The organism is Streptomyces sp. S063 (assembly GCF_002832675.1).
In the GTDB taxonomy this organism is placed as follows: domain Bacteria; phylum Actinomycetota; class Actinomycetes; order Streptomycetales; family Streptomycetaceae; genus Streptomyces; species Streptomyces sindenensis.
On record NZ_CP021707.1, the window covers coordinates 59306 to 78683 of the forward strand.

The window sequence follows — 19378 nt, forward strand, 5'->3', positions numbered from 1 at the left end:
CCCTCCTCCGGGTCGACGAGTGAACCGCGGCCCCGGGTGCGATTCCGGGCGCGTCTCCGTGTACGTGTCACGGGTGTCAGGGTGTGGTCCCGGGCTTCGCGCGGCGGATGGGCATCATCGTCTCCGCCGCCTCCTGCGCCAGGTGGTCGAGGATCAACCGGTTGACGAGAGCTGGTTTCTCCAGCGGGACCAGGTGGGACGCCCCGGGCACGACAGCCAGTTCGGCGTCCGGGATCGCGCGGTACAGGGCTGTGGTGTGCTCCAGCGTCATCAGGTCGTCGTCGCCGGACATCACCAGGGTGCGCGCCTGGATGCGGGCCAGGTCCTCGGGCGTCAGCGTCGGCCCGGTGCGCCACATGTCGAGTACCTTCGCGGCCACCACCGGCCAGTGGTCCGGGCCGTCCGGTGCGACGGGTTCGTACAGCTCCCGGAAGAACGCCAGGTCGGGTCCGGACGGCGTCATCTCGTCCAGCATCGAGGGCTCGGTGAAGCACTCGGGGCCCGGGCGGAAGTTGGCCCCGATCGTGACGACCCTGCGGACGAGGTCGGGGCGGTCCCCGGCGACGAGCAGTGCGACGACTCCCCCGTCGCTCCAGCCCACCAGGTGTGCCGGTCCCTCGACGACCGTCTCCAGGAAGGCCACGGTGTCGTCGGCCATGTCCTGGTACGTCAGGGGGCCGGCGACGTCGGCCGTGTGCCCGTGGGCGCGTCGCTCCGGAAGGTATACGCGGTAGGCGGCGGCGAGGTCGGTGCGCTGGGCGCCCCACGTGTCGTTGGTGCAGAAGCCGCCGTGCAGCAGAACGAGCGGATCGCCCGTGCCCTCGGTCTCGTACCAGGTTCTGACACCGGGCAGGTTCGCGTACTCACCCATCGTCCAGGCCTTTCCGGGGCTCTCGTGTCGTTCGGCGTCCGAGGCCAGTCTGCGTGGTGGCCTGCGGGGCCGCCACACGGGTGGGTGCGGCCTGACGGGCGGTGGGCGCTCGCGAGGTCAGGCGGTGTCCGGGTCGTTGTCGCCCCGCGCGCGCCGGATGTCGGCCTCCGCGCTGTCGAGCAGCATCTCCAGGGCCGTGGGGTAGGCGCTGTCGTTCATCCTCGCGACCAGCAGCGGTGCGAGGGCGGCGATGTTCGGGTGGGTTCGGGCCGGCAGTTCGGCGTAGGTGGCGCGCCAGACCTGTTCGTCGGCCGCGCGGGCCGCTTCGGGCAGGGCGAGACTCGCGGCGTCCAGTGCGGCGAAGGCGAGTGCCTGGTCCACGAACGCCTGGAAGATCCGTACGACGTCCGCGTCGGGCAGGCCGGTCGAGCGCAGGATGCCGAGGACGGTCTCGTCGCCGGCGATCTCGTTGGCCCGGCCGCTGACCCGGCTGGCGGTCAGCACGGCGGCCTCGGGGTGGGCCAGGTAGGCGGTGTGGATGCGCAGGCCGATCTCGCGCAGGTCGGTGCGCCACTGACCGGTGGGCCGCCGGCCGTGCATCGCGCGTGCGATCAGTTCGTCGGCGATGGCGAGGGTCAGATCGTCGGTGCCGCGGAAGTAGCGGTAGAGGGTGCTCGGGTCGGCTCCGAGGGCGAGGCCGAGGCGGCGCACGGTCAGTCCGTCCCTGCCGTGTTCGTGAAGCATGCGCAGTGCGGTCTCGACGATCAGTCGCTGGGTGACGACGACGCCCTGGCGTGTCGGCCGCCTGCGCCGTCGCTCCTCCTCCGGGACCACCTTCTTCGCCATCCGCGCCTCTCCCGTCTCTCGAAACCCGGCGTCCGGCGGTGCTGACCCGTCAGAGCCTCCCCACCCTTATGCCAACGCCGTTGACCTTACTCAAGTACGCCCCTTTCATGGACGAATCCAAGGGCACCGGCCCGGCGGGCCGACCCCTCGACGAAAGGCACATCCGCCATGCGCGTACTCCTTGTCGGCGCAGGTGGCGTGGGCACGGCTATCACCAGGATCGCCGCCCGCCGCTCCTTCTTCGACCACATGGTCGTCACCGACCACGACCTTTCCCGGGCCGAGGCGGCGGTGGCGGCGCTCGGCGAGGACGGGGCGAGGTTCTCCGCGCTGCGCGTCGACGCCTCGGACCGGGCGGCGGTCGCCGCACTGATCGCGGAGCAGCGGTGCGACATCCTCGTGAACGCCACCGACCCCCGGTTCGTGATGCCGTTGTTCGACGCGGCGCTGGCCGCCGGGGTCGACTATCTGGACATGGCCATGTCCCTGTCGTCCGCGCATCCGGAGCGCCCGTACGAGGAGTGCGGGGTCAAGCTCGGCGACAAGCAGTTCGAGCGTGCCGGGGCGTGGGAGGAGGCGGGGCGGCTCGCGCTCGTCGGGGTGGGCGTCGAGCCGGGGCTCTCCGATGTCTTCGCGCGGTACGCGGCGGAGGAGCTGTTCGACGAGATCGAGGAGATCGGTGTCCGGGACGGTGCGGATCTCACCGTCGAGGGCTATGACTTCGCCCCGTCGTTCTCGATCTGGACCACGATCGAGGAGTGCCTCAACCCGCCGGTGGTCTGGGAGAAGGACCGGGGGTGGTTCACGACGGCGCCGTTCAGTGAGCCGGAGGTCTTCGACTTCCCCGAGGGCATCGGTCCGGTGGAGTGCGTCAATGTGGAGCACGAGGAGGTTCTGCTGATCCCGCGCTGGGTGGAGTCCCGGCGCGTCACGTTCAAGTACGGGCTGGGCGAGGAGTTCATCGAGACGCTCAAGACGCTGCACCGGCTCGGCCTCGACCGCACGGACAAGGTGACCGTGCCCGGTGGTGCCGTGTCGCCGCGTGACGTGGTCGCTGCCTGTCTGCCCGACCCGGCTTCCCTGGGCGAGCTGATGCGGGGCAAGACCTGTGCCGGTACCTGGGTGAAGGGCACGAAGGACGGCGTGCCCCGCGAGGTGTACCTCTACCACGTGGTCGACAATCAGTGGTCCATGCGGGAGTACGGCTCCCAGGCCGTGGTCTGGCAGACGGCGATCAATCCGGTGATCGCCCTGGAGCTGGTGGCGGGCGGTGTCTGGAGCGGCAGGGGTGTGCTCGGCGCCGAGGCGCTGGACCCGCGCCCGTTTCTCGATCTGCTGGTGGAGTACGGCTCTCCGTGGGGTCTGCGCGAGCAGTGAACGCGGCCCGTTCGCAGTCTCTCCACGGGCCGTCCTCGGGCCGTCGGAGAAAGTCGGAAAGATTTTGGGGCGGCGATGTCGAGAACCCGGAACCGGCTCCGTCCCCGTAGTGAGAGCGGCCAGAATGGGCCGCCCGGCACCGAGGAGAAACATCATGGCCAAGTACTTGCTGCTCAAGCACTACCGCGGCGCCCCGGCAGCGGTCAACGACGTACCGATGGACCGGTGGACGCCCGAGGAGATCTCGGCGCACGTGCAGTACATGCAGGACTTCGCGGGCCGGCTGGAGAAGACCGGGGAGTTCGTCGACGGTCAGGCGCTCGCCCCCGAGGGCTCGTGGGTCCGGTACGACGGGGAGGGCCGCCCGCCGGTCACCGACGGGCCGTTCGCCGAGACCAAGGACCTGATCGCCGGCTGGATGATCATCGATGTGGACAGTCACGACCGGGCCGTCGAGCTGGCCGGGGAGCTGTCCGCCGCCCCGGGGGCCGGTGGGAAGCCGATCCATGAGTGGCTGGAGGTGCGCCCGTTCCTGACCGCGCCGCCCACCGTCACGGAGTGACGCCCCGATGGACGAGCTCCTTCTGCGGAGCCTGACCCCGGGCGTGCTCGCCGTCCTCGTCCGCCGCGGAGCGGATTTCGCGGCGGCCGAGGACGCCGTGCAGGACGCCCTGGTCGAGGCGGTCCGCGTCTGGCCGGACGACGCGCCGCGGGATCCGAAGGGCTGGCTGGTCACCGTGGCCTGGCGGCGGTTCCTCGACGCGACCCGGGCGAATGCCTCCCGGCGGCGGCGTGAGGACCTCGTCGAGGAGGAGCCGGCGCCGGGCGCCGCGTCGGCGGTGGACGACACGCTCCAGCTCTACTTCCTGTGCGCCCACCCGTCGCTGAGCCCGTCGTCGGCCGTCGCGCTCACGCTCCGCGCCGTCGGCGGGCTCACGACCCGCCAGATCGCCCGGGCGTATCTGGTTCCCGAGGCGACGATGGCGCAACGGATCAGCCGGGCCAAGCGCACGGTCTCCGGGGTCAGGTTCGACCGGCCCGGCGATGTCTCCACCGTGCTGCGCGTGCTGTATCTGGTCTTCAACGAGGGCTATTCCGGTGATGTCGACCTCGCCGCGGAGGCGATCCGGCTCACCCGGCAGCTCGCGGCGGCGATCGACCACCCGGAGGTGGCGGGGCTGCTCGCCCTCATGCTGCTCCACCATGCCCGGCGCGCCTCCCGGACCGCGCCCGACGGAAGCCTGGTGCCGCTCGCCGAGCAGGACCGCGGCCTGTGGGACACCGGGATGATCGCCGAGGGCGTGGAGATCCTGCAGGCGGCCCTGGCCCGGGACCGGCTGGGCGAGTTCCAGGCCCAGGCCGCCGTCGCGGCGCTCCACGCGGACGCGCCGGCCGCCGAGGAGACCGACTGGGTGCAGATCGTCGAGTGGTACGACGAGCTGGCGGGCCTGACGGACAGCCCGGTCGTCCGGCTCAACCGGGCGGTGGCGGTCGGCGAGGCCGACGGTCCGCGTGCCGGGTTGGCCGAACTCGCCGCGCTGAGCGACTCGTTGCCCCGCCGGACGGCGGTCGCGGCGTATCTGCACGAGCGTGACGGCGACCTGCCGACAGCCGCGCGGTTGTACGCGGAGGCCGCCCACAAGGCGCCCACGCTCGCCGAACGCGACCATCTGACGCGCCAGGCCGCGCGGCTCAACGCCCGTCTTCGGCGTTGAGCCGCGTCGGCGGTGCGACCGCCGACGCGGCCGGAAGGCCGACTGTCCCGTCAATCACGGTTCGGTCGGCCCGGCGGGGCGCTCCGCCGATGTGCGCTCCGGCGGCTCGGTGACCTACGCGGTGCGCAGCCACGGGCTCACCGCGATCACGCCGACCGACCTGCGTGTCGTCCTCAAGGACGGCCGGGGCCGCCCCGCACGCGGGCCGCGGCCGACGGGACCGGTCCCGTCGGCCGCGGCCTGCGTGCTTCCCCAGCCCGCGGTGGCGCTGCCTCAGTCGAGCGGCGGGTGGGCGTTGCGGAGCAGTTCCTGGAACTGCCCGGAGAACCAGTGCCGGCGACCGGGGAGTCGGGCAGGGCGCCGGTGAGGTTGAAGCCGTTGCGGCCGTTGCCGGTGTACGTCGGGTCGCACATTCGGTCGAAGCCCTTGCCCTCGTCGTTGTCGACGGGCTCGCTGCTGCCGTCGGACTCGCCCGGGGGCTTGGCCCAGACGTAGGCGTCGATCCCCGGCTCGGGTGCGGTCGTGGCCGCTCGCCGATGCCCGCACCGCTCTGGTTGCACCAGTTGCCGGCGTGGATGCGGCGGTCGGTCCGGCCGCCGTCGACGTAGGCGTCGACGCCGGTCCGCGGTCCGGGGCCGGCGGGCCGGTCGGAGCCGCCCCAGCCGTTGCGGGCGGTGTCGATGAGCATGCCGAGATCGGAGGCGAAGCCCTGGCGGACCATTTCGGTGCGCAGGGCCTGGGCGAACGAGAGCTCGTCGACGTAGTAGTTCCAGTCCACCCAGCGCGACTGGCGCACCGTGGTGCCATTCACGGAGTCGGTCACCGCGAAGTGGGGCTCCTTGAGCGCCGAGTAGTTGGCCGTGTTCACGATGAAGCCGTGTACGTCGGTGACGGTAGCGCCCTCCGTCGTCGCGGCCTTCTTGAACTGCTCCGCCGCGGGCACGAAGTTGGAGTCCCAGCCGAGCCAGCCGTGGTGGGCCGCGTCGACATAGTTGTAGACGTTGGGGATGGCTCCGAGGGTGTGCAGGGCGTACCCGATGCCCTTCTCGTAGTTGCCGTTGGCCTTCATCGTGGCGCACTCGGGTGTGGAACCGGCGGTGCCTCCGGTTGGTGACGAGGTTGGGCAGCGAATCCGGTTCGATCAGCGTGACGATGCGCAGACTCGCGTAGGCGGGATCGCCGAGTATCTCGGCGATGGGGTCGACGTAGTCGTTCTTGTAGCGGTCGAGTTCGGTCGGGCCGAGTTCGCCGTTGGAGGCCAGTGCGGCACAGTCCCGGCCGGGCAGGTTGTAGATGACGACTTGAAAGAGGTCGGCTCCCTGGCTCACGGCCGTGTCGAGGTGTGCGCGCAGGCCTCGTGCGCCGGGTGTGCCGTCGATCGCGGCGATGCGGTCCATCCAGACGAACGACGGCTCGTCGGCGATGGCGGCCCCGCCGGGTTCCGCGGCGGCCTTGGCGGACCAGTCGGGGTTCACGTACGCGGTGGCGCCGACGTAGGGGTTGTCGACGCGGGCCGCGGCCGACGCCTGTCCGGGGGCGGCGACCGCGAGTGATGCGCCCAGGATGAGGGCGGACAGCGCGGCGGCGGCCCTTCGGCGGGACTTGTGCGGGGTGGTGGTGCCTCTGCTTCTCATTGCGGCTCCGTGCTCCTCTCGTACGTCCGTCGCAGTGCCGACGGACGGTTCGGGGGTCCGTGACGCTCAGGGGGTGAAGAGTTCGGGTGGGGGACAACGCGTATGGGAGCGCTCCCAAAATGTCGCGGCATCAGACGACTGTCAAGCCGCCCAGCCTCATTACCTTGCGCGATACGACAGTTGACAGAAATTGGAGCGCTCCCATGTGTGGAGGCGCCGCTCTGTGCGTGCAGGATCGGCCGCAGGCTCGTGGGTGATTGGCCGACTATCGTCTTGCGGTGGAGAAGCGGGCAGTCGGGCGACGAAGACTCGGCGACGCTGGTCTAGTCCACGACGCGTCCGCCCCTCTATCCTCGCCCGTAGCCGGTGACACACCATCCCCCCACCCAGGTTGCCTGCCGGCGCGTACCCCCACTCAACTCCGTACGAGCAGCCGGGTGACCTCCCCCCATTCGCCGCCTCCAGGAGGCCACGGTGAAATTTCGCACCAGAAGCTCGGCGATCATCGGAACACTCTGCCTCGTCACATCCCTGGCCTTGGCCACGGCGTCGGCGGACGAGCCCGCCGGCGCCCCCGCTCAGCAGGTGAGCGCTTCCCTGACCGAAGTGGCCAGGGCCCAGAGCCCGTCCGCCGGGGCGGCCGGCCCGACGGCACCGTATGGATCGCCGAACGCGCGGGCAGCGTAAGGGTGCTGGACGACTCAGGCCTCGGGGAGCCCGTCCTCGACATCTCCGACGAGACCACCACCGACGGCGAACGCGGCCTGCTGGGCGTCGCGTTCGACAAGACGTTCACGCACTTCTACATCTCGTACACCGACCTCGAAGGCACCAGCACGATCGACGAGTTCGCGGTGGAGGGCGGCCAACTCCGGACGGATACACGGCGCACGGTCCTCACCCAGACGCAGCCGTACGCGAACCACAACGGCGGCGACATCAAGTTCGGCCCCGACGGCTACCTGTACATCGCCCTCGGTGACGGCGGTTCGGGCGGCGACCCGCACGGCAACGGGCAGGAACTCGGCACTCTGCTCGGCAAGTTGCTGCGGATCGACCCGAGTGGCGGCGACCCGTACGCGATCCCGGCGGACAACCCGTTCGTGGACGACGCGAACGCGAAGGGCGAGATCTGGGCGTACGGGCTGCGCAATCCGTGGCGGTTCTCCTTCGACGCGGGCACCGGCGACCTGCTGATCGGCGATGTCGGCCAGAGCGACTGGGAGGAGATCGACCGGGCTCCGGCGGACAGCGAGGGCGGCGAGAACTACGGCTGGGCCTCCATGGAGGGCACGCACCCTTCCGCGGCGGCACGGAGCCCGCGAACCACGTCCCGCCGGTGTACGAGTACGACCGAACGGGCCTCGGCTGCTCGGTGACCGGTGGATTCGTCTACCGCGGCGACGCGCTCCGGACCTCCGGGGGAGCTATGTGTTCAGCGACTACTGCGACGGCACCCTGCGGACGCTCCAGCTGGAGAACGGCGAGGTGACCGGCGTGGGCGACCTCGGTGTCAGCGGCGGTGAGGTCATCTCGTTCGTGGAGGGCGGTGACGGCGAACTGTACGTGCTCGGCAGCAGCGGCGTCGTCTCCCGCGTCGACCCGGCGTGAGCGGCTGAGCCGCGCGGGAGGTTGACCGCCTGGGCCGGAGGCGGGCCCCGTCGATCATGACGATCGGCGGGGCACCTGCTTGTCCGTCCCCTCTTCGCGCCTCTCCGCACCCTCTCCACGCTTCTCCGCTCCCTCTCCGCGCTGGTGGCCACGGCGGGCGTCCCGGTCGAAGATGCCGAGCAGTTCGCACGGACCGCCCTCGGCGCCGATCGCGTGCGGGAGCATCGTGGGGAACTCCGCCGCCTGGTTCGTCTCGATCCGCAGGCGCCGGTTGCCCAGGAGCAGGATCGCGGTGCCGGACAGGACGACGAGCCATTCCCGGCCCGGATGTGCCCGCAGCCGCGCGGGGTTGTCGGGCGGCGGCTCGGTGATGCGCTGGCGGATGACGGTCATGCCGGGCTCCGCCTTGACGGGCCACCGCATCTGACCGTGGGCTCCGTCGATCATCGGGCTGGAGACGATGTCGTCGGACGCGGTCTCGACCAGCTGGTCGAGCGAGGTGTCCAGGGCGCGGGCCAGCGTGACGAGCTGGTCCAGGGCCAGCCGGCGCTGGCCGTTCTCGATGCGGCTGAGCGTGGACTGGCTGACCTTAGCCCGGGCGGCCAGGTCCTCCAGGGACCAACCCTGGGCCACGCGCAGGGCGCGGATCCGTTTACGTACCAGGCTGTCCAGCTCGCCATCCTGTTGCGTCATGAGCATGAGCGTATGCCACTGAGGCAAAGTGTGCTGTGGCGGCGGTGGTCCCTCGCGCATCGGCGTCCGCGCGACCATGGCCCGGCCGTGTCCGTATCCGTGGGATATCCGGCCCCCGGGACATGGCGCGCCGGGGCCGGAAGCCCAAGCTGGAGTGAGCGGCCGGGTCCCCGGCCGCGTGAAACGTTCCGGATGCCCCAGCCGGTCTCGACGAACGGGCGGACCTGGCTGATCTGGACGTTGGAGAAAGGGAGCGGACACCTCATGCCGACCGATACATCGCCCCGTACGCCGACCGGCCGTGCGTCACTCTCGGAGCGCGTCCGGGTTCCTGACACCGCGCTCGCCCGGGGGCGGCCGAGCTGGTGCGGGACACGACGAGCGAGCTGATCTACCACCACTCGTGCCGGGTCTTCTGGTTCGGAGCCCTTCAGGGGCAGCGCCGCGACCTGACCTTCGACCCCGAACTCCTCTACGTGGGAGCCTGTTCCATGACCTCGGCTCGGCCGGTCCTTCCGGTCCAGCGGTCGGCGCTTCGAGGTGGACAGCGCGGACGAGGCGCGTCGCTTCCTCCGGACCCACGGGGTTCCGGAGGACAGCGTGCGGCGGGTCTGGACGGCCATCGCCCTGCACACGACCCCGGGCATCCCTCGTTCATGGAGCCCGAGGTGGCCCTGGTGACCGCCGGGGTGGAGTACGACGTGCTGGGCATCGGTTACGAGGATCTCTCCCGGCCGACCGGGCGGAGGTCGTCGCACTCCATCCCCGGCCGGATTTCAAACGGCGGATTCTTGGTGCCTTCACCGACGGGATCCTCCCGAAACCGGAGACGACGTTTCGGCAACGTCAAGGCCGACGTCCTGGAGCACTACGTTCCCGGCTTCGAACGCGGCGACTTCGTCCGCACCATTCTCGACTCCCCCTGGCCCGAGTGACCGGCACCGCCCGCCCCCACTGGTGGCCGTCGTGGCGTTCGACGGGGTTCAGCTCCTCGATGTCACCGGCCCGGCGGAGGTGTTCACGACGGCCAACGCCACGGGGGCGCTACGACATACGGATCGTCTCTTTGACCGGGCAGGACGTCCGGACTCCGGGGGGATCAGGCTCGGGGTCGACGGCCCGTGGACAGTCTTCCGGGGCGGCTCGGAACGCTGCTGGTGCCGGGCCGCCGGGACTGGCTGCGGGCGGTCACCGACGCCGCGCTGACGTCCGGGGTACAGGAACTCGCCGCGCGGTCCGGCGGGTGGCTTCGGTGGCGCGGGCGCGTTCGTCCTGGCCGAGGCTGGGCTGCTGGACGGCCGCAGGGCGGCGACGCACTGGCGGCTGGCCGGTGAACTGGCCGCCGCCTACCCCGCGGTGACGGTCGAGTCCGATCGCTGTTCGTACGCGACGGGCGCGTGATCACCTCGGCCGGTATCACCGCCGGCATGGACCTGGCGCGTCCCTCGTGGAGGAGGACCATGGCGCGGGCCCGGCCCGTGACCCGCGCGGGAGCTGGTGGTGTTCATGGCCAGACCGGGCGGCCAGTCCCAGTTCAGCGCCCGGCTGCGGCCGCGCGAGGCCGAGCATCCCGCCGTACGGGCGGCCATGGACGCGGTGAGCGCCGACCCGCCGGTCCGCACTCTCCGGCCGCGCTCGCCGGGCTCGGCAAGGTGTCGGCCCGGCATCTGAGCCGGCTGTTCCGCAGCGAGACCGGGCTCTCGCCCGCCCAGTACATCGCATCCGTACGCCTGGAGGCCGCGCAGGACCTCCTGGCCTCGGGCACCGATCCCATCGAGGCGGTGGCCGAGGGGGCGGGCTTCGGATCGGCCGAGACGATGCGCCGGGCGTTCCAGCAGACGCTGGGCCTCTCCCCCACCCACTACCGGGCCCGATTCCGGACGACGGCCGCGGCGGGCGCGGCGGCACAGGTGGACAGCTGAGCCCGGCACCGAACGGGCGCCGAGCGGGGCCGCTCGCACAGTGGGGCGCGAAGCCTGTCGTCGGCCCCGCGTCGCGCGCGGGGGTGCGGCCGGCACGTACGGTACGGCAGGTGAACGAACCGCTCGAAGCCGTGACCGGCCGCCCTGCGGGCGCCGGTGTCCAGGCCCTGACGACCCGCGTTTTCCTGGCGCTCGCGCCGCCCGACGACGCGAAGGACGAGCTGGCGCAGGTGCTGCGTCCGGCCTATGACGCCTACCCCCGCATGCGGTGGAACCGCATCGAGGACTGGCACATCACCCTGGCGTTCCTCGGTGAGCTTCCGGTCGCCGCCGTTCCGCCCCTGATGCCTCCGCTCGCCGCGTTCGCGGCCCGCGACGGCCGGTGCGGCTGGCGCTGCACGGCGGCGGCATTCGACGAGCGGGTGTTGTGGACCGGGGTCACGGGGGACCTCGATGGGCTGCACCGCCTCGCCGTCGACGTACGCACCCTTGTCAGGGAGTGGTGTCTCCTTCCCGAGCGGCCGCTCCGGCCGCACCTGACACTGGCCCGGTCCCGCCGGGGCGACCACGCGAACACGGTGGAGGCCTCGGCCTCACTCGCCGCGTTCGCCGGCCGGGAGTGGGAGGCCGGGCGTCTCCACCTGGTCGGCAGCAACATCGGGCGGGTCCGGGGCCGATCCACTACCGCGACATCGAGGCCTGGGACTCCATCGGGAGGCCCGCGGCCCGCCGAGGGCTGCGGCAGCTGAGCCCGACGGCTCCGCACCACGCGGTCGTGTGGTCACGCGGTCACGTGGTCTCGTTCCGCGGGCCGGGCGTGCGTCAGCAGGAACTCGGTCGCCCGCGCGATGGCCTCGGCGACGTGCCGTGGACGGCCTCCGATTCGTTTTCCTGCAGTCGGCGCCCGTGGCGTGTACCACCAGGCGTCGGCGCCCGGGTCGTGGTGTAACCACTGCGTCGCCCCCCGCGTAGTGGAGCGGATCGACTCGCCGGCGGACTTCTTCGGTACCGCGGGGGCCACTTGAGGCGGCCGACTGGCGCTTGATGCCGCCCCAGGCCGCGCCGAGCTGCGCGTAGCTGGCGCCACCGCGTCGGCGACGGTGGCCGCGCTCTCGGCCAGCCGGTCGACGGACCGCCTGGCTTCGTGGAGCGACCGCAGCATCGCCAGCTGCACGGTCGGGCGCGCCATGAGCGCGGCGTCGAAGGGCTTTCCGGCCGTGCGGTAGGCGAGCGCGCGCGTCGAGATCCGTTCGGCCAGCGACCGGACGGCTTCGAGCAGGTGCTCGTCCATGGCGAAGGTGTCGTCGTCAGCGGGCTCGTTCCAGGCGGGGTTCCACCGGGTGAGGACCGTGGTCCAGAAGTTCTCGTCGCTCTGATCAGGGGTCGGGACGCCTTCACATCATCCATGCGACAACCATTAACTGCCATCTAGGTGCGTTGACAGTTTATTTTGTCTTGACGATTCCTTGACAGTTCTCTCTGTCAGCGAACGTCCGCCGCCTCCCCCAGCGCGCCGTGAGCCGGCCCAGGAGCTCCTGCAGCCCGAGAACCTCCTCCAGCGACAGCCCGTGGCGGCGAGCACGCCACGGGACGACAAAGCACGCTCACGCAGGCCCGCACCCTCGTCGGTCAGCTCGATCACGACGGAACGTTCGTCCTCGCGACTGCGTTCCCGCCGGACCACGCCTGCACCCTCCAGCCGCTTCAGCAGCGCGACAGCGCCCCGAGTCCAGTGGAGCGCTCCCCGAGCCTTGACCGGCTGCTGCGGGCCTTGCTCCCAGAGGACCAGCATCACCAGATACTGCGAGTAGGTGAGGCCGAGGTCCTTCAGTGCCCGCCGGTAGTAGCCCCGAACGCCCGCGAGGCGGCATGAAGCGAGAAGCACACCTGGTGGTCCAGTCGCAGCAGCTCCGCGTCGGGGACGGCGGACAGATCGGCGAGCCGCCCGGAGCAGTGGTCATGGCACCAGCGTACCGCCGCGCACCCCATTGAGTTGTGTACAACTTAGTTGTGTGCAATCTTTATGGGCGTAACCACGACCAGCCGGGTCGGGCTCCAGAGGAGGGTCATTCCATGGACGCGTTGTACACCGCCGCCGCCACCGCCAACGGGCGCGAGGGCCGTGCGTCAGCTCGGACGGCCAGGTCGACCTGCCGCTGGCCATGCCTCCGGCCCTCGGTGGCAACGGCAAGGGCACCAACCCCGAGCAGCTCTTCGCCGCCGGCTACGCGGCCTGTTTCGCCAGTGCCATGGCCGCGGTCGGCCGCCAGATGAAGGTCGACACCAAGGACGCCTCCGTGACCGCCGAGGTCTCCATCGGCAAGGACGGCGACGGCTTCGGGCTCGCCGTCGTCATGCGCGTGGAGCTCCCGGACTCCCTCGCGGGCGAGACCGGGCAGAAGCTGGTCGAGGCCACCCACGCCTTCTGCCCGTACTCCAAGGCCACCCGGGCAACATCGACGTCGAGCTGGTCATCGAGTAGCCGACCGCGGGCACCCTGCTCCGGGTGACGGGCCGGGCCACGCCCCCGAGCGCCTCTCAGCCCTTCAGGCGGGCCAGCACCGCACCCACCGCGCGGTGCACGGCCTCCCGGGCCCCGTCGGTCGGGTCGAGCGTCTCGAAGCCGTGCCGCCCCTCCGGTACGTCGATGATCTCCAGGTTCGCCGCGCAGCGGGCGGCCTCGGCCACGAACTCCTCGACGGTCGCGGCGATCTCGGCGCTCTCCCGGCCCGCCCGGACCAGGACGACGGGAAGGTGTCCGGCACGGGAGAGCGCCCGGACGGGGTGGAAGCGCGAGCCGGTCAGCCCCCAGCCCGGCAACGGCGCGAGGATCGGGTAGTTCGCGGCCACGCAGCGCAGCCACACCGGGGGATCCGTCAGCCACTCCGCGGTGATCGGGCCCCGCCCGAGAAGAACCACAGAGCGATCCGGTCCGCGTCGACCCGCGGATCGGCGCGTACCCGCTCCACCGCGTCGGCCACATCCGCGGCGGCCTGCTCGTAGTCGGTCACGGCGTGCAGCCGGTGGTCGAGCGTCACGCCCACGACCCCCTGCCCGGCGACCTGGCGCGCGTATCCCGTCAGGGTCGGCCAGTCCCGGGGCGTGGGCCGCGCCTCGGCCGGCACCGGGCCGCCGTGCACGAACACCACGGCCGGGCGCGGTCCCGGACCGTCCGGCAGATACAGGTCGATGTTCCCGGTCCGCTCGCGCGGGCGTTCGGGTGCGTCGAGGAGGAACGGCCGCAGATGGGCGGGGGTGCGGCCGGCCTCGGCGGGGGTCAGCAGGTGCCCCCCGCCGGACGCGGCCTCGATCAGGACCCCGGCCAGCGCATCCGGCGAGGAAAGCATCGGCCAGTGCCCCGTGGGCAGTTCGAAGAAGGTCACCCGGGCTTCGGCGAGCGCTCGCAGGGCGGGAGTGCCGACGTCCACCATGATCTGGAGCATCTCCACGCCCGGTCCGTTGCCGGTGCACAGCACCCCCGTCGCCGGCACCTCGGCCACGGCGCCGGTGAGCCGGAGCGGTTGGAGCAATGTGCCCAGCGGCTGCGGCGCCGCGAGAGCGGTGAGGCCGTCGAGCGCCGCCTCGGAGAGGCCCTCGGTGCTTCCCAGCGGGGCCACGCGTCCCTGGCCGGCGGCGGTAGTTCATCGCCCGTCACCCCGTCCCCGAACCCGGCGGCGCGCTCCGCCACCTCCTCGCGCAGGAGCTGGTCGGGCACGGCCGCCAGCGCGGGGACGCCGTCCTGCGGCATCCCCGAGTCCAGGTACACGATCCGGGCGATCGACCGGGCCCGGCGGTCGGCCGCGCCGAGCACCGGATGGATGCCGTAGTCGTGACCGACGAGCACGATCTCCCCGCCGGGCTCACCCGCCCCCGGTACGGTCACCGAGTCGACCACCGCGAGTACGTCCGCGATATGGGTCTCCAGGTCGACGGCCGCGCCCTCGTCGGTGGAGGGCCTGCCGAGTCCGGTGAGCGTCACGGTGCGGACCTCGGCGCCCTCCGCCGTCAGCCGCGCCGCGGGTGTTCCGCCACACGTGCGGTCCGGTGAACGCTCCTGCCACCAGGATGAATACGGTCATGGCCCCTCCTCGTCGTGCTGACTCCCGCGCCCCGGACCCGAAGCTCCCGGCCGCGCTCGTGGGTACCGTAGGAACTCCCCCTGGTGGAGGTTCAAGTGTTCTCTTCGCACGACGGTCTGTGCACCATCGGTGAACTGGCCGAGCACCTGCGCGTCAGCGTCAAGACCGTCCGCTTCTACTCGGACCGCGGGCTGCTGCCCGAGGCGTCCCGGAGCGCCGGCGGGCATCGGAGGTACGGTCCGGACGCGGTGGAGCGGCTCAGCATGATCCGCTCGCTGCGCGGCCTCGATCTGCCGGTTCCCGAGGTGCGCCGCATCCTCGACGAACAGGACGCGCAGGACGGCCGGGAGGGGGCCGGGGCGGGTGGCGCGCTGGAGGACGCTGTCGCCGGGCGGCTGCGCGCCCTCGGGTCCGAACTCGCCGCGCTGCGCTGGCGGGAGGCCGCGCTGAGGCTCGTACAGGAGTGCTCTCCGGCCGAACGACCCGACCGGCTACGGCTGGTCGGGGCGGTCGCCGCCCCCGCCGAGCACCGCTTCACTGGCCCGGTTCTGGCGTGCGTGGCTGCCGCACCGGATGCCTGCCCGGTCCGTCCGCGCGTTCCTGGAGGCCGCCGTTCCGGCCCGCCCGACGCACCCCGGCCGGACCAGGTCCTCGCCTTCGCCCGGCTGCACGCCTTCGTGACCCGGCCGTGCGGCGGCGGGGCGGGGCAGGCTCCTGCCAGCCCCGGGCGCACGGCGTCAGGGAGGCCCGGGCGTCGGCCGTGCTGTACGCGGGCCTGGCGGAGGCGTACGACCTGGCGGGCGCGGAACTGCGCCGTGGCGCGGAGCCTCCCCCGGTGAGGCGCTGGACGGGTTCGTGGACACGTACGCGAGCACGTACGGTGCCCGGGACACGCCCGTCTTCCGCCGCGTACTGGCGGGACGGCTCGCGGCCGATCCGCGCATCGACCGGTACTGGGAGCTGACGGCCGAGCTGATCAGCACTCCCGGCGCCCCTCCCGAGCCGACCCCCGGGGCGGCGCACGACTGGCTCCTCGCGGCTCTGGAGGGGCAGGTGGGGGCGGCGGCCGGCACGGCGGTGAGGCGTCGGCTTCCACGGCCCCCGCGTAGGCGGCCCGGCAGGTAGTCCGCTCGCCCCGTCTCAACCTGCCGTGTGCGGGCCGAAGCGTTCGGGGGCGAGAGTCGCCAGCAGCGAGGTGACCACCAGGTCGGTCGAGGCGGCCATGTCCACGGATTCCGGGGCCAGAAGCCACTGGACCTGCAGTCCGTCCATGACCGCGATGATGCGTTGGCCGCGTTGTCGCCGACTCCGCGCGGTCGGCGGGCAGTTCGCATGCTCGCGCAGGGGTCGGCGACGAAGGCGCGCAGCCCGTCGTAGCGGTCGCGGAAGTAGTCCTGGGCGGGTGGTCGTCCGTGACGGACTCCGCCGAGAGCACCGCGTACAACCGGACGATGCCCTCGCGCTCCGCGTTGCGCAGCGCGGTGTTCACCAGGTGGCGCAGGAAGTCCAGCCCCTGGGGGCGGTCGGGGCCGAGCTGCTCGATGTCCCGCTGGTCGCGCAGTTCGAGCACGCTGGTGAGGAGAAGGGCCTTGGAGCGGAAGTAGTGCAGCACCCCTGCCTGGGTGAGCCCGACCCGGTCCGCGATCTCGGCGAGCGAGGCGTTGTTGTAGCCACGGGCGGCGAAGGTGTCCATGGCGATGGCCAGGATGTCCTGCTGCCGCTGCCGGGCTTCCGGGCTGCGCGGCGTGCGGGGCTCCGCCGGACCGCGTGCCGGTCTGCTCACTGACTGGTTGCTCACCGGATCAGCTTAAGCCTGCCGGAGCCCTGGTGAAGATCTTCAGGACAGCGGGCGAGAACACCGGAGCCGCGCACTTACTAACCACTTAGTGGGTGTGCTTTCATGCCGTTGTCCCGCCCTCTTGTGACCGGCACGCCCGGAGCGAGGCGTCCGCCGCGCCCTCCGTCCGCCGGGGTGCCGCCCGTCAGCAGGTACGAATCCAAGGAGAGCCGCCACCATGCCACGTCCCACTCCCCCGCGTTCGAGAGCGCGCGCGGCAGGCGCCGCGCTCGTCGTGACCGTCGCCGCGCTCGGTGTCAACGGTGCTGCCACCACCGCCGGGGCGGCCGACCCGGCCGCCCAGGTGTGGGTCACCACACCCGACGGGTCCAAAAGGCTCACCCCGGAGGGGAACGTCCCCTTCACCGGGTCCCCGCAGACGATCGACATCCGGATCGACGCGAGCAGCAAGGGGCAGAAGTTCACGGGCGCGGGGGCGTCCGTGACGGGCGCCTCCGCCCATCTCGTCCAGGGCCTCCCCCGGCGCAGCGCTCCTCGCTGCTGAAGTCGCTCTTCTCCACGGAGGGCGACGGCATCGGGCTCAACTACCTGCGACAGCCCCTCGGCAGCACCGACTTCGACGCGAACACCGACCCGTACACGTACGAGGACACCGGGGCGCCTTCTCCATCGACCGGGACCGGAGCCAGATCATCCCGGTCCTGAAGCAGGCCACCGCCGTCAACCCGGCCATCCGCTTCATGGGCTCGCCCTGGTCGCCCCGGCCTGGATGAAGACCAACAACTCGCTCAACGGGGGGAGTCTGCGCACCGAGCACTACCGGACCTACGCCGACTACCTGGTCAAGGCGATCAGGGCGTACGGACAGGAGGGCATCGCCCTCACCGATCTCACCGCGCAGAACGAGCCGGAGTTCGCGACCGGTTACCCGTCGATGAGCATGACCTCCGCCCAGCAGGCGGACTTCCTGCGCATTCTGGACCAGGCGCTCACCGCCGCGAACCTGCCGACCAACATCCTGGCGTACGACCACAACTGGGACCACCCGAACTATCCGCTCGACGTCTTCGCCCGGACGGGCGGCATCCGGCGGATCATCGGTGCGGCCTTCCACTGCTACGGCGGGGCGCCCGCCGCGCAGAAGCAGATCGCCGACGCCGGGAAGCGGGTCTTCTTCACGGAGTGCTCCGGCACCGACAGCGCCAACCCGGCGACGACGTTCGGCGACACGCTCCGGTGGCACGCCGAGAACCTGGTCGTGCAGAACATGCGTAACGGCGGCGAGACGGTGATCAACTGGAACCTCGCCCTCGACCGGAACGGCGGCCCCACCAGGGGCACTGCACGAACCGCTGCAACGGCATCGTCGAGATCGACGGCGGCCGGGTCACCCGTAACGCCGAGTTCTATGTCCTGGGCCACGTCTCGAAGTTCATCAAGGCGGGGGCGGTCCGAATCGGATCCACCAGCCAGGGCGCGGGCGGGGTCCAGAACGTCGCCTTCCAGAACGGCGACGGCAGTCGGGCGGCCGTGGTCGTCAACACCGCTTCGGGATCGCAGCGGTTCTCCCTGACCGACAACGGCAGGTCGCTCGCCTACACTCTGCCTCCCGGGGCCGTCGCGACCTTCGCCTGGGACGGGAGCGGCGGAACGACCGAGCCGCCCGCGGGGTCCATCGACCCCGTCGCCTGGTACCAGGTGCGCAACTCCAACAGCGGTGCCTGCCTCGACGCGGCCGACTGGGGTACGGCCGACGGCACCGCGCTGCAGCAGTGGGCCTGCGGGGCCGGGGCCAACCAGGGCTGGCAGTTCCGGCCGACCGACTCCGGGCACTACCAGGTGGTGAACCGGCACAACGCGAAGGCCTGGGACGTGGAAGGGGGTCCGGGAGCGACCGCCGACGGCACCAGGGTGCACCTGTGGTCGTACGTGGGCGGTGTCAACCAGCAGTGGCGTCCACAGGCCCTGGCCGGCGCCGGGCAGTACCGCTTCGTCGCCCGCCACAGCGGCAAGTGCCTCACCGTCGACAACTCCTCGACGGCCGACGGGGCCAGGCTCTCGCAGCAGCCCTGCTCCGGTTCCCCGGCGCAGGAGTTCTCCCTGACCCGCTGAAGCAGGCGGACGGGTTCGCGGCGGCTCTCCGGACCGGGGAGCCGCCGTGGCGCGTCTTCGCCGACGCGGAGCGTGGTGACGCGCCGGCAGGTCGCGGTGTGCGCGGCGGCGTCGGCAAGCACCCGTGCACCCCACTGGGCCGCACCACCTGCCGGCATGACGCCGGATCAGGTCCCTTCGACCGCTTCCTTGATGCGCTGCCCGAACGCCGGTGCGTCCTTGCGGGCCGCGCTCCCCGCGAGCCCGACCAGCAGTTTGCCGACTCCGTGGCCCTCGAGGACGTTGAACAGCCTCACGCGCGTGCCGCCGTCCGGTGCGGCTTCGAGGTCGTAGCCGCCCTCGGCCGCGGTGATGAGGTTCTTGGACTGCTCCTGCCAGCGGATACGGGTCGGAGCGACCAGTTCGCTGATCGCGAAGTCACGCCGGGTGGTCATGCCCGCGTCTTTGACGGTGCTGTGGAAGACGGTGCCGGCGTGAGTCGGGCCGGAGGGGGTTTTCTCGATGCGCTGGACCCGGGGGCTGAACTCGGGGTCGTGCCGGCCGTCCGCGAGATAGGCGAAGACTTCCTCTATGGGGCGGTCGATGTCGACCGTCGCTTCGAACTGTGTGCTCATGGCTCTCTCCGGTCTGGTGGGACGCGGCACCGAAATCCGTTGTCCGCCATCAGTGTCGGACGGGTCTGACGTAAGCGCACGCCGGGGGCCCCGACCGGCGGCCGTC

The 19378-nt window shown here is 71.6% G+C and carries 15 protein-coding genes and 7 pseudogenes; 11 read left to right on the forward strand and 11 right to left on the reverse strand.

From position 1 onward, the window contains the following. Window positions 1–76: 76 nt before the first annotated feature. Window positions 77–871: an alpha/beta fold hydrolase gene (locus tag CCZ36_RS00245; RefSeq protein ID WP_069735008.1), complete on the reverse strand. Its 795-nt coding sequence runs from the start codon at window positions 869–871 to the stop codon at window positions 77–79. A gap of 117 nt (window positions 872–988) precedes the next feature. Beyond that, window positions 989–1717 carry a TetR/AcrR family transcriptional regulator gene (locus CCZ36_RS00250; protein WP_069735009.1) on the reverse strand — a complete coding sequence of 243 codons (729 nt, stop codon included), beginning with the start codon at window positions 1715–1717 and terminating at the stop codon, window positions 989–991. 168 nt (window positions 1718–1885) lie between these two features. Here CCZ36_RS00250 and CCZ36_RS00255 point away from each other — a divergent pair, with 168 nt between their 5' ends. The 3 genes from CCZ36_RS00255 (at window position 1886) to CCZ36_RS00265 (ending at window position 4809) form a co-directional block, all read left to right on the forward strand. Then, window positions 1886–3094, forward strand: a complete 1209-nt coding sequence (locus CCZ36_RS00255) for a saccharopine dehydrogenase family protein (RefSeq protein ID WP_069735010.1) — start codon at window positions 1886–1888, stop codon at window positions 3092–3094. A gap of 154 nt (window positions 3095–3248) precedes the next feature. Then, a complete protein-coding gene (locus CCZ36_RS00260) occupies window positions 3249–3656 on the forward strand; it encodes a YciI family protein (RefSeq protein ID WP_128816825.1) in 408 nt (135 codons plus the stop codon). Between the two features lie 7 nt (window positions 3657–3663). Then, window positions 3664–4809: an RNA polymerase sigma factor gene (locus CCZ36_RS00265; protein WP_128816826.1), complete on the forward strand. Its 1146-nt coding sequence runs from the start codon at window positions 3664–3666 to the stop codon at window positions 4807–4809. Window positions 4810–5082: 273 nt separating this feature from the next. Here CCZ36_RS00265 and CCZ36_RS00275 read toward each other — a convergent pair. Further along, window positions 5083–6443 (reverse strand): annotated as a pseudogene (locus CCZ36_RS00275) (glycoside hydrolase family 6 protein). A gap of 474 nt (window positions 6444–6917) precedes the next feature. On the opposite strand from CCZ36_RS00275, the pseudogene CCZ36_RS00280 reads away from it, so the two are divergent. Further along, window positions 6918–8054: pseudogene (locus tag CCZ36_RS00280) on the forward strand (PQQ-dependent sugar dehydrogenase). 54 nt (window positions 8055–8108) lie between these two features. Here the strand turns inward: CCZ36_RS00280 and CCZ36_RS00285 are convergent. After that, on the reverse strand, window positions 8109–8747 hold the full coding sequence (locus CCZ36_RS00285; RefSeq protein ID WP_128816827.1) for a helix-turn-helix domain-containing protein: 639 nt from the start codon (window positions 8745–8747) through the stop codon (window positions 8109–8111). A gap of 264 nt (window positions 8748–9011) precedes the next feature. Between CCZ36_RS00285 and CCZ36_RS00290 the strand changes: the two are divergent. The 4 genes and pseudogenes from CCZ36_RS00290 (at window position 9012) to thpR (ending at window position 11418) form a co-directional block, all read left to right on the forward strand. Continuing rightward, window positions 9012–9682, forward strand: a pseudogene (locus tag CCZ36_RS00290) (HD domain-containing protein). Between the two features lie 571 nt (window positions 9683–10253). Beyond that, window positions 10254–10418, forward strand: a complete 165-nt coding sequence (locus CCZ36_RS35240) for a hypothetical protein (RefSeq protein ID WP_237302546.1) — start codon at window positions 10254–10256, stop codon at window positions 10416–10418. Next, window positions 10400–10669 carry a helix-turn-helix domain-containing protein gene (locus tag CCZ36_RS35245; protein ID WP_237302547.1) on the forward strand — a complete coding sequence of 90 codons (270 nt, stop codon included), beginning with the start codon at window positions 10400–10402 and terminating at the stop codon, window positions 10667–10669. The genes CCZ36_RS35240 and CCZ36_RS35245 overlap by 19 nt, the downstream gene beginning before the upstream one ends. Before the next feature lie 110 nt (window positions 10670–10779). After that, entirely contained in the window at window positions 10780–11418 is a 639-nt protein-coding gene (thpR, locus tag CCZ36_RS00300) for an RNA 2',3'-cyclic phosphodiesterase (RefSeq protein WP_237302548.1), read from the forward strand. A 32-nt stretch (window positions 11419–11450) separates the two neighbouring features. Here thpR and CCZ36_RS00305 read toward each other — a convergent pair whose 3' ends face one another. Together CCZ36_RS00305 and CCZ36_RS00310 are read right to left on the reverse strand one after the other, a co-directional pair. After that, window positions 11451–11960: a hypothetical protein gene (locus CCZ36_RS00305; protein ID WP_237302549.1), complete on the reverse strand. Its 510-nt coding sequence runs from the start codon at window positions 11958–11960 to the stop codon at window positions 11451–11453. Window positions 11961–12086: 126 nt separating this feature from the next. Further along, window positions 12087–12461, reverse strand: coding sequence for a transcriptional regulator, SarA/Rot family (locus CCZ36_RS00310; RefSeq protein WP_443069835.1), 375 nt, complete (start codon window positions 12459–12461; stop codon window positions 12087–12089). A 281-nt stretch (window positions 12462–12742) separates the two neighbouring features. Between CCZ36_RS00310 and CCZ36_RS00315 the strand changes: the two are divergent. Beyond that, window positions 12743–13151, forward strand: a pseudogene (locus CCZ36_RS00315) (Ohr family peroxiredoxin). A 56-nt stretch (window positions 13152–13207) separates the two neighbouring features. Here the strand turns inward: CCZ36_RS00315 and CCZ36_RS36585 are convergent. Both CCZ36_RS36585 and CCZ36_RS36590 read right to left on the reverse strand, forming a co-directional pair. Continuing rightward, window positions 13208–13588: a hypothetical protein gene (locus CCZ36_RS36585; RefSeq protein WP_164873463.1), complete on the reverse strand. Its 381-nt coding sequence runs from the start codon at window positions 13586–13588 to the stop codon at window positions 13208–13210. Between the two features lie 460 nt (window positions 13589–14048). Next, on the reverse strand, window positions 14049–14648 hold the full coding sequence (locus CCZ36_RS36590; RefSeq protein WP_164873464.1) for an alpha/beta fold hydrolase: 600 nt from the start codon (window positions 14646–14648) through the stop codon (window positions 14049–14051). Window positions 14649–14843: 195 nt separating this feature from the next. Here CCZ36_RS36590 and CCZ36_RS00325 point away from each other — a divergent pair. Next, a pseudogene (locus tag CCZ36_RS00325) lies at window positions 14844–15873 on the forward strand (MerR family transcriptional regulator). Between the two features lie 15 nt (window positions 15874–15888). On the opposite strand, the gene CCZ36_RS36360 reads toward CCZ36_RS00325, so the two are convergent. Together CCZ36_RS36360 and CCZ36_RS35255 are read right to left on the reverse strand one after the other, a co-directional pair. Further along, window positions 15889–16020 (reverse strand): hypothetical protein, encoded by a 132-nt coding sequence (locus CCZ36_RS36360; protein ID WP_257791390.1) that lies wholly within the window; start codon window positions 16018–16020, stop codon window positions 15889–15891. 361 nt (window positions 16021–16381) lie between these two features. Beyond that, a pseudogene (locus tag CCZ36_RS35255) lies at window positions 16382–16441 on the reverse strand (TetR family transcriptional regulator); the annotation flags it as partial. 322 nt (window positions 16442–16763) lie between these two features. Between CCZ36_RS35255 and CCZ36_RS00335 the strand changes: the two are divergent. Beyond that, window positions 16764–18658: pseudogene (locus tag CCZ36_RS00335) on the forward strand (RICIN domain-containing protein). Between the two features lie 167 nt (window positions 18659–18825). Here the strand turns inward: CCZ36_RS00335 and CCZ36_RS00340 are convergent. After that, window positions 18826–19272: an SRPBCC family protein gene (locus CCZ36_RS00340; RefSeq protein ID WP_128816828.1), complete on the reverse strand. Its 447-nt coding sequence runs from the start codon at window positions 19270–19272 to the stop codon at window positions 18826–18828. Window positions 19273–19378 lie beyond the last annotated feature (106 nt).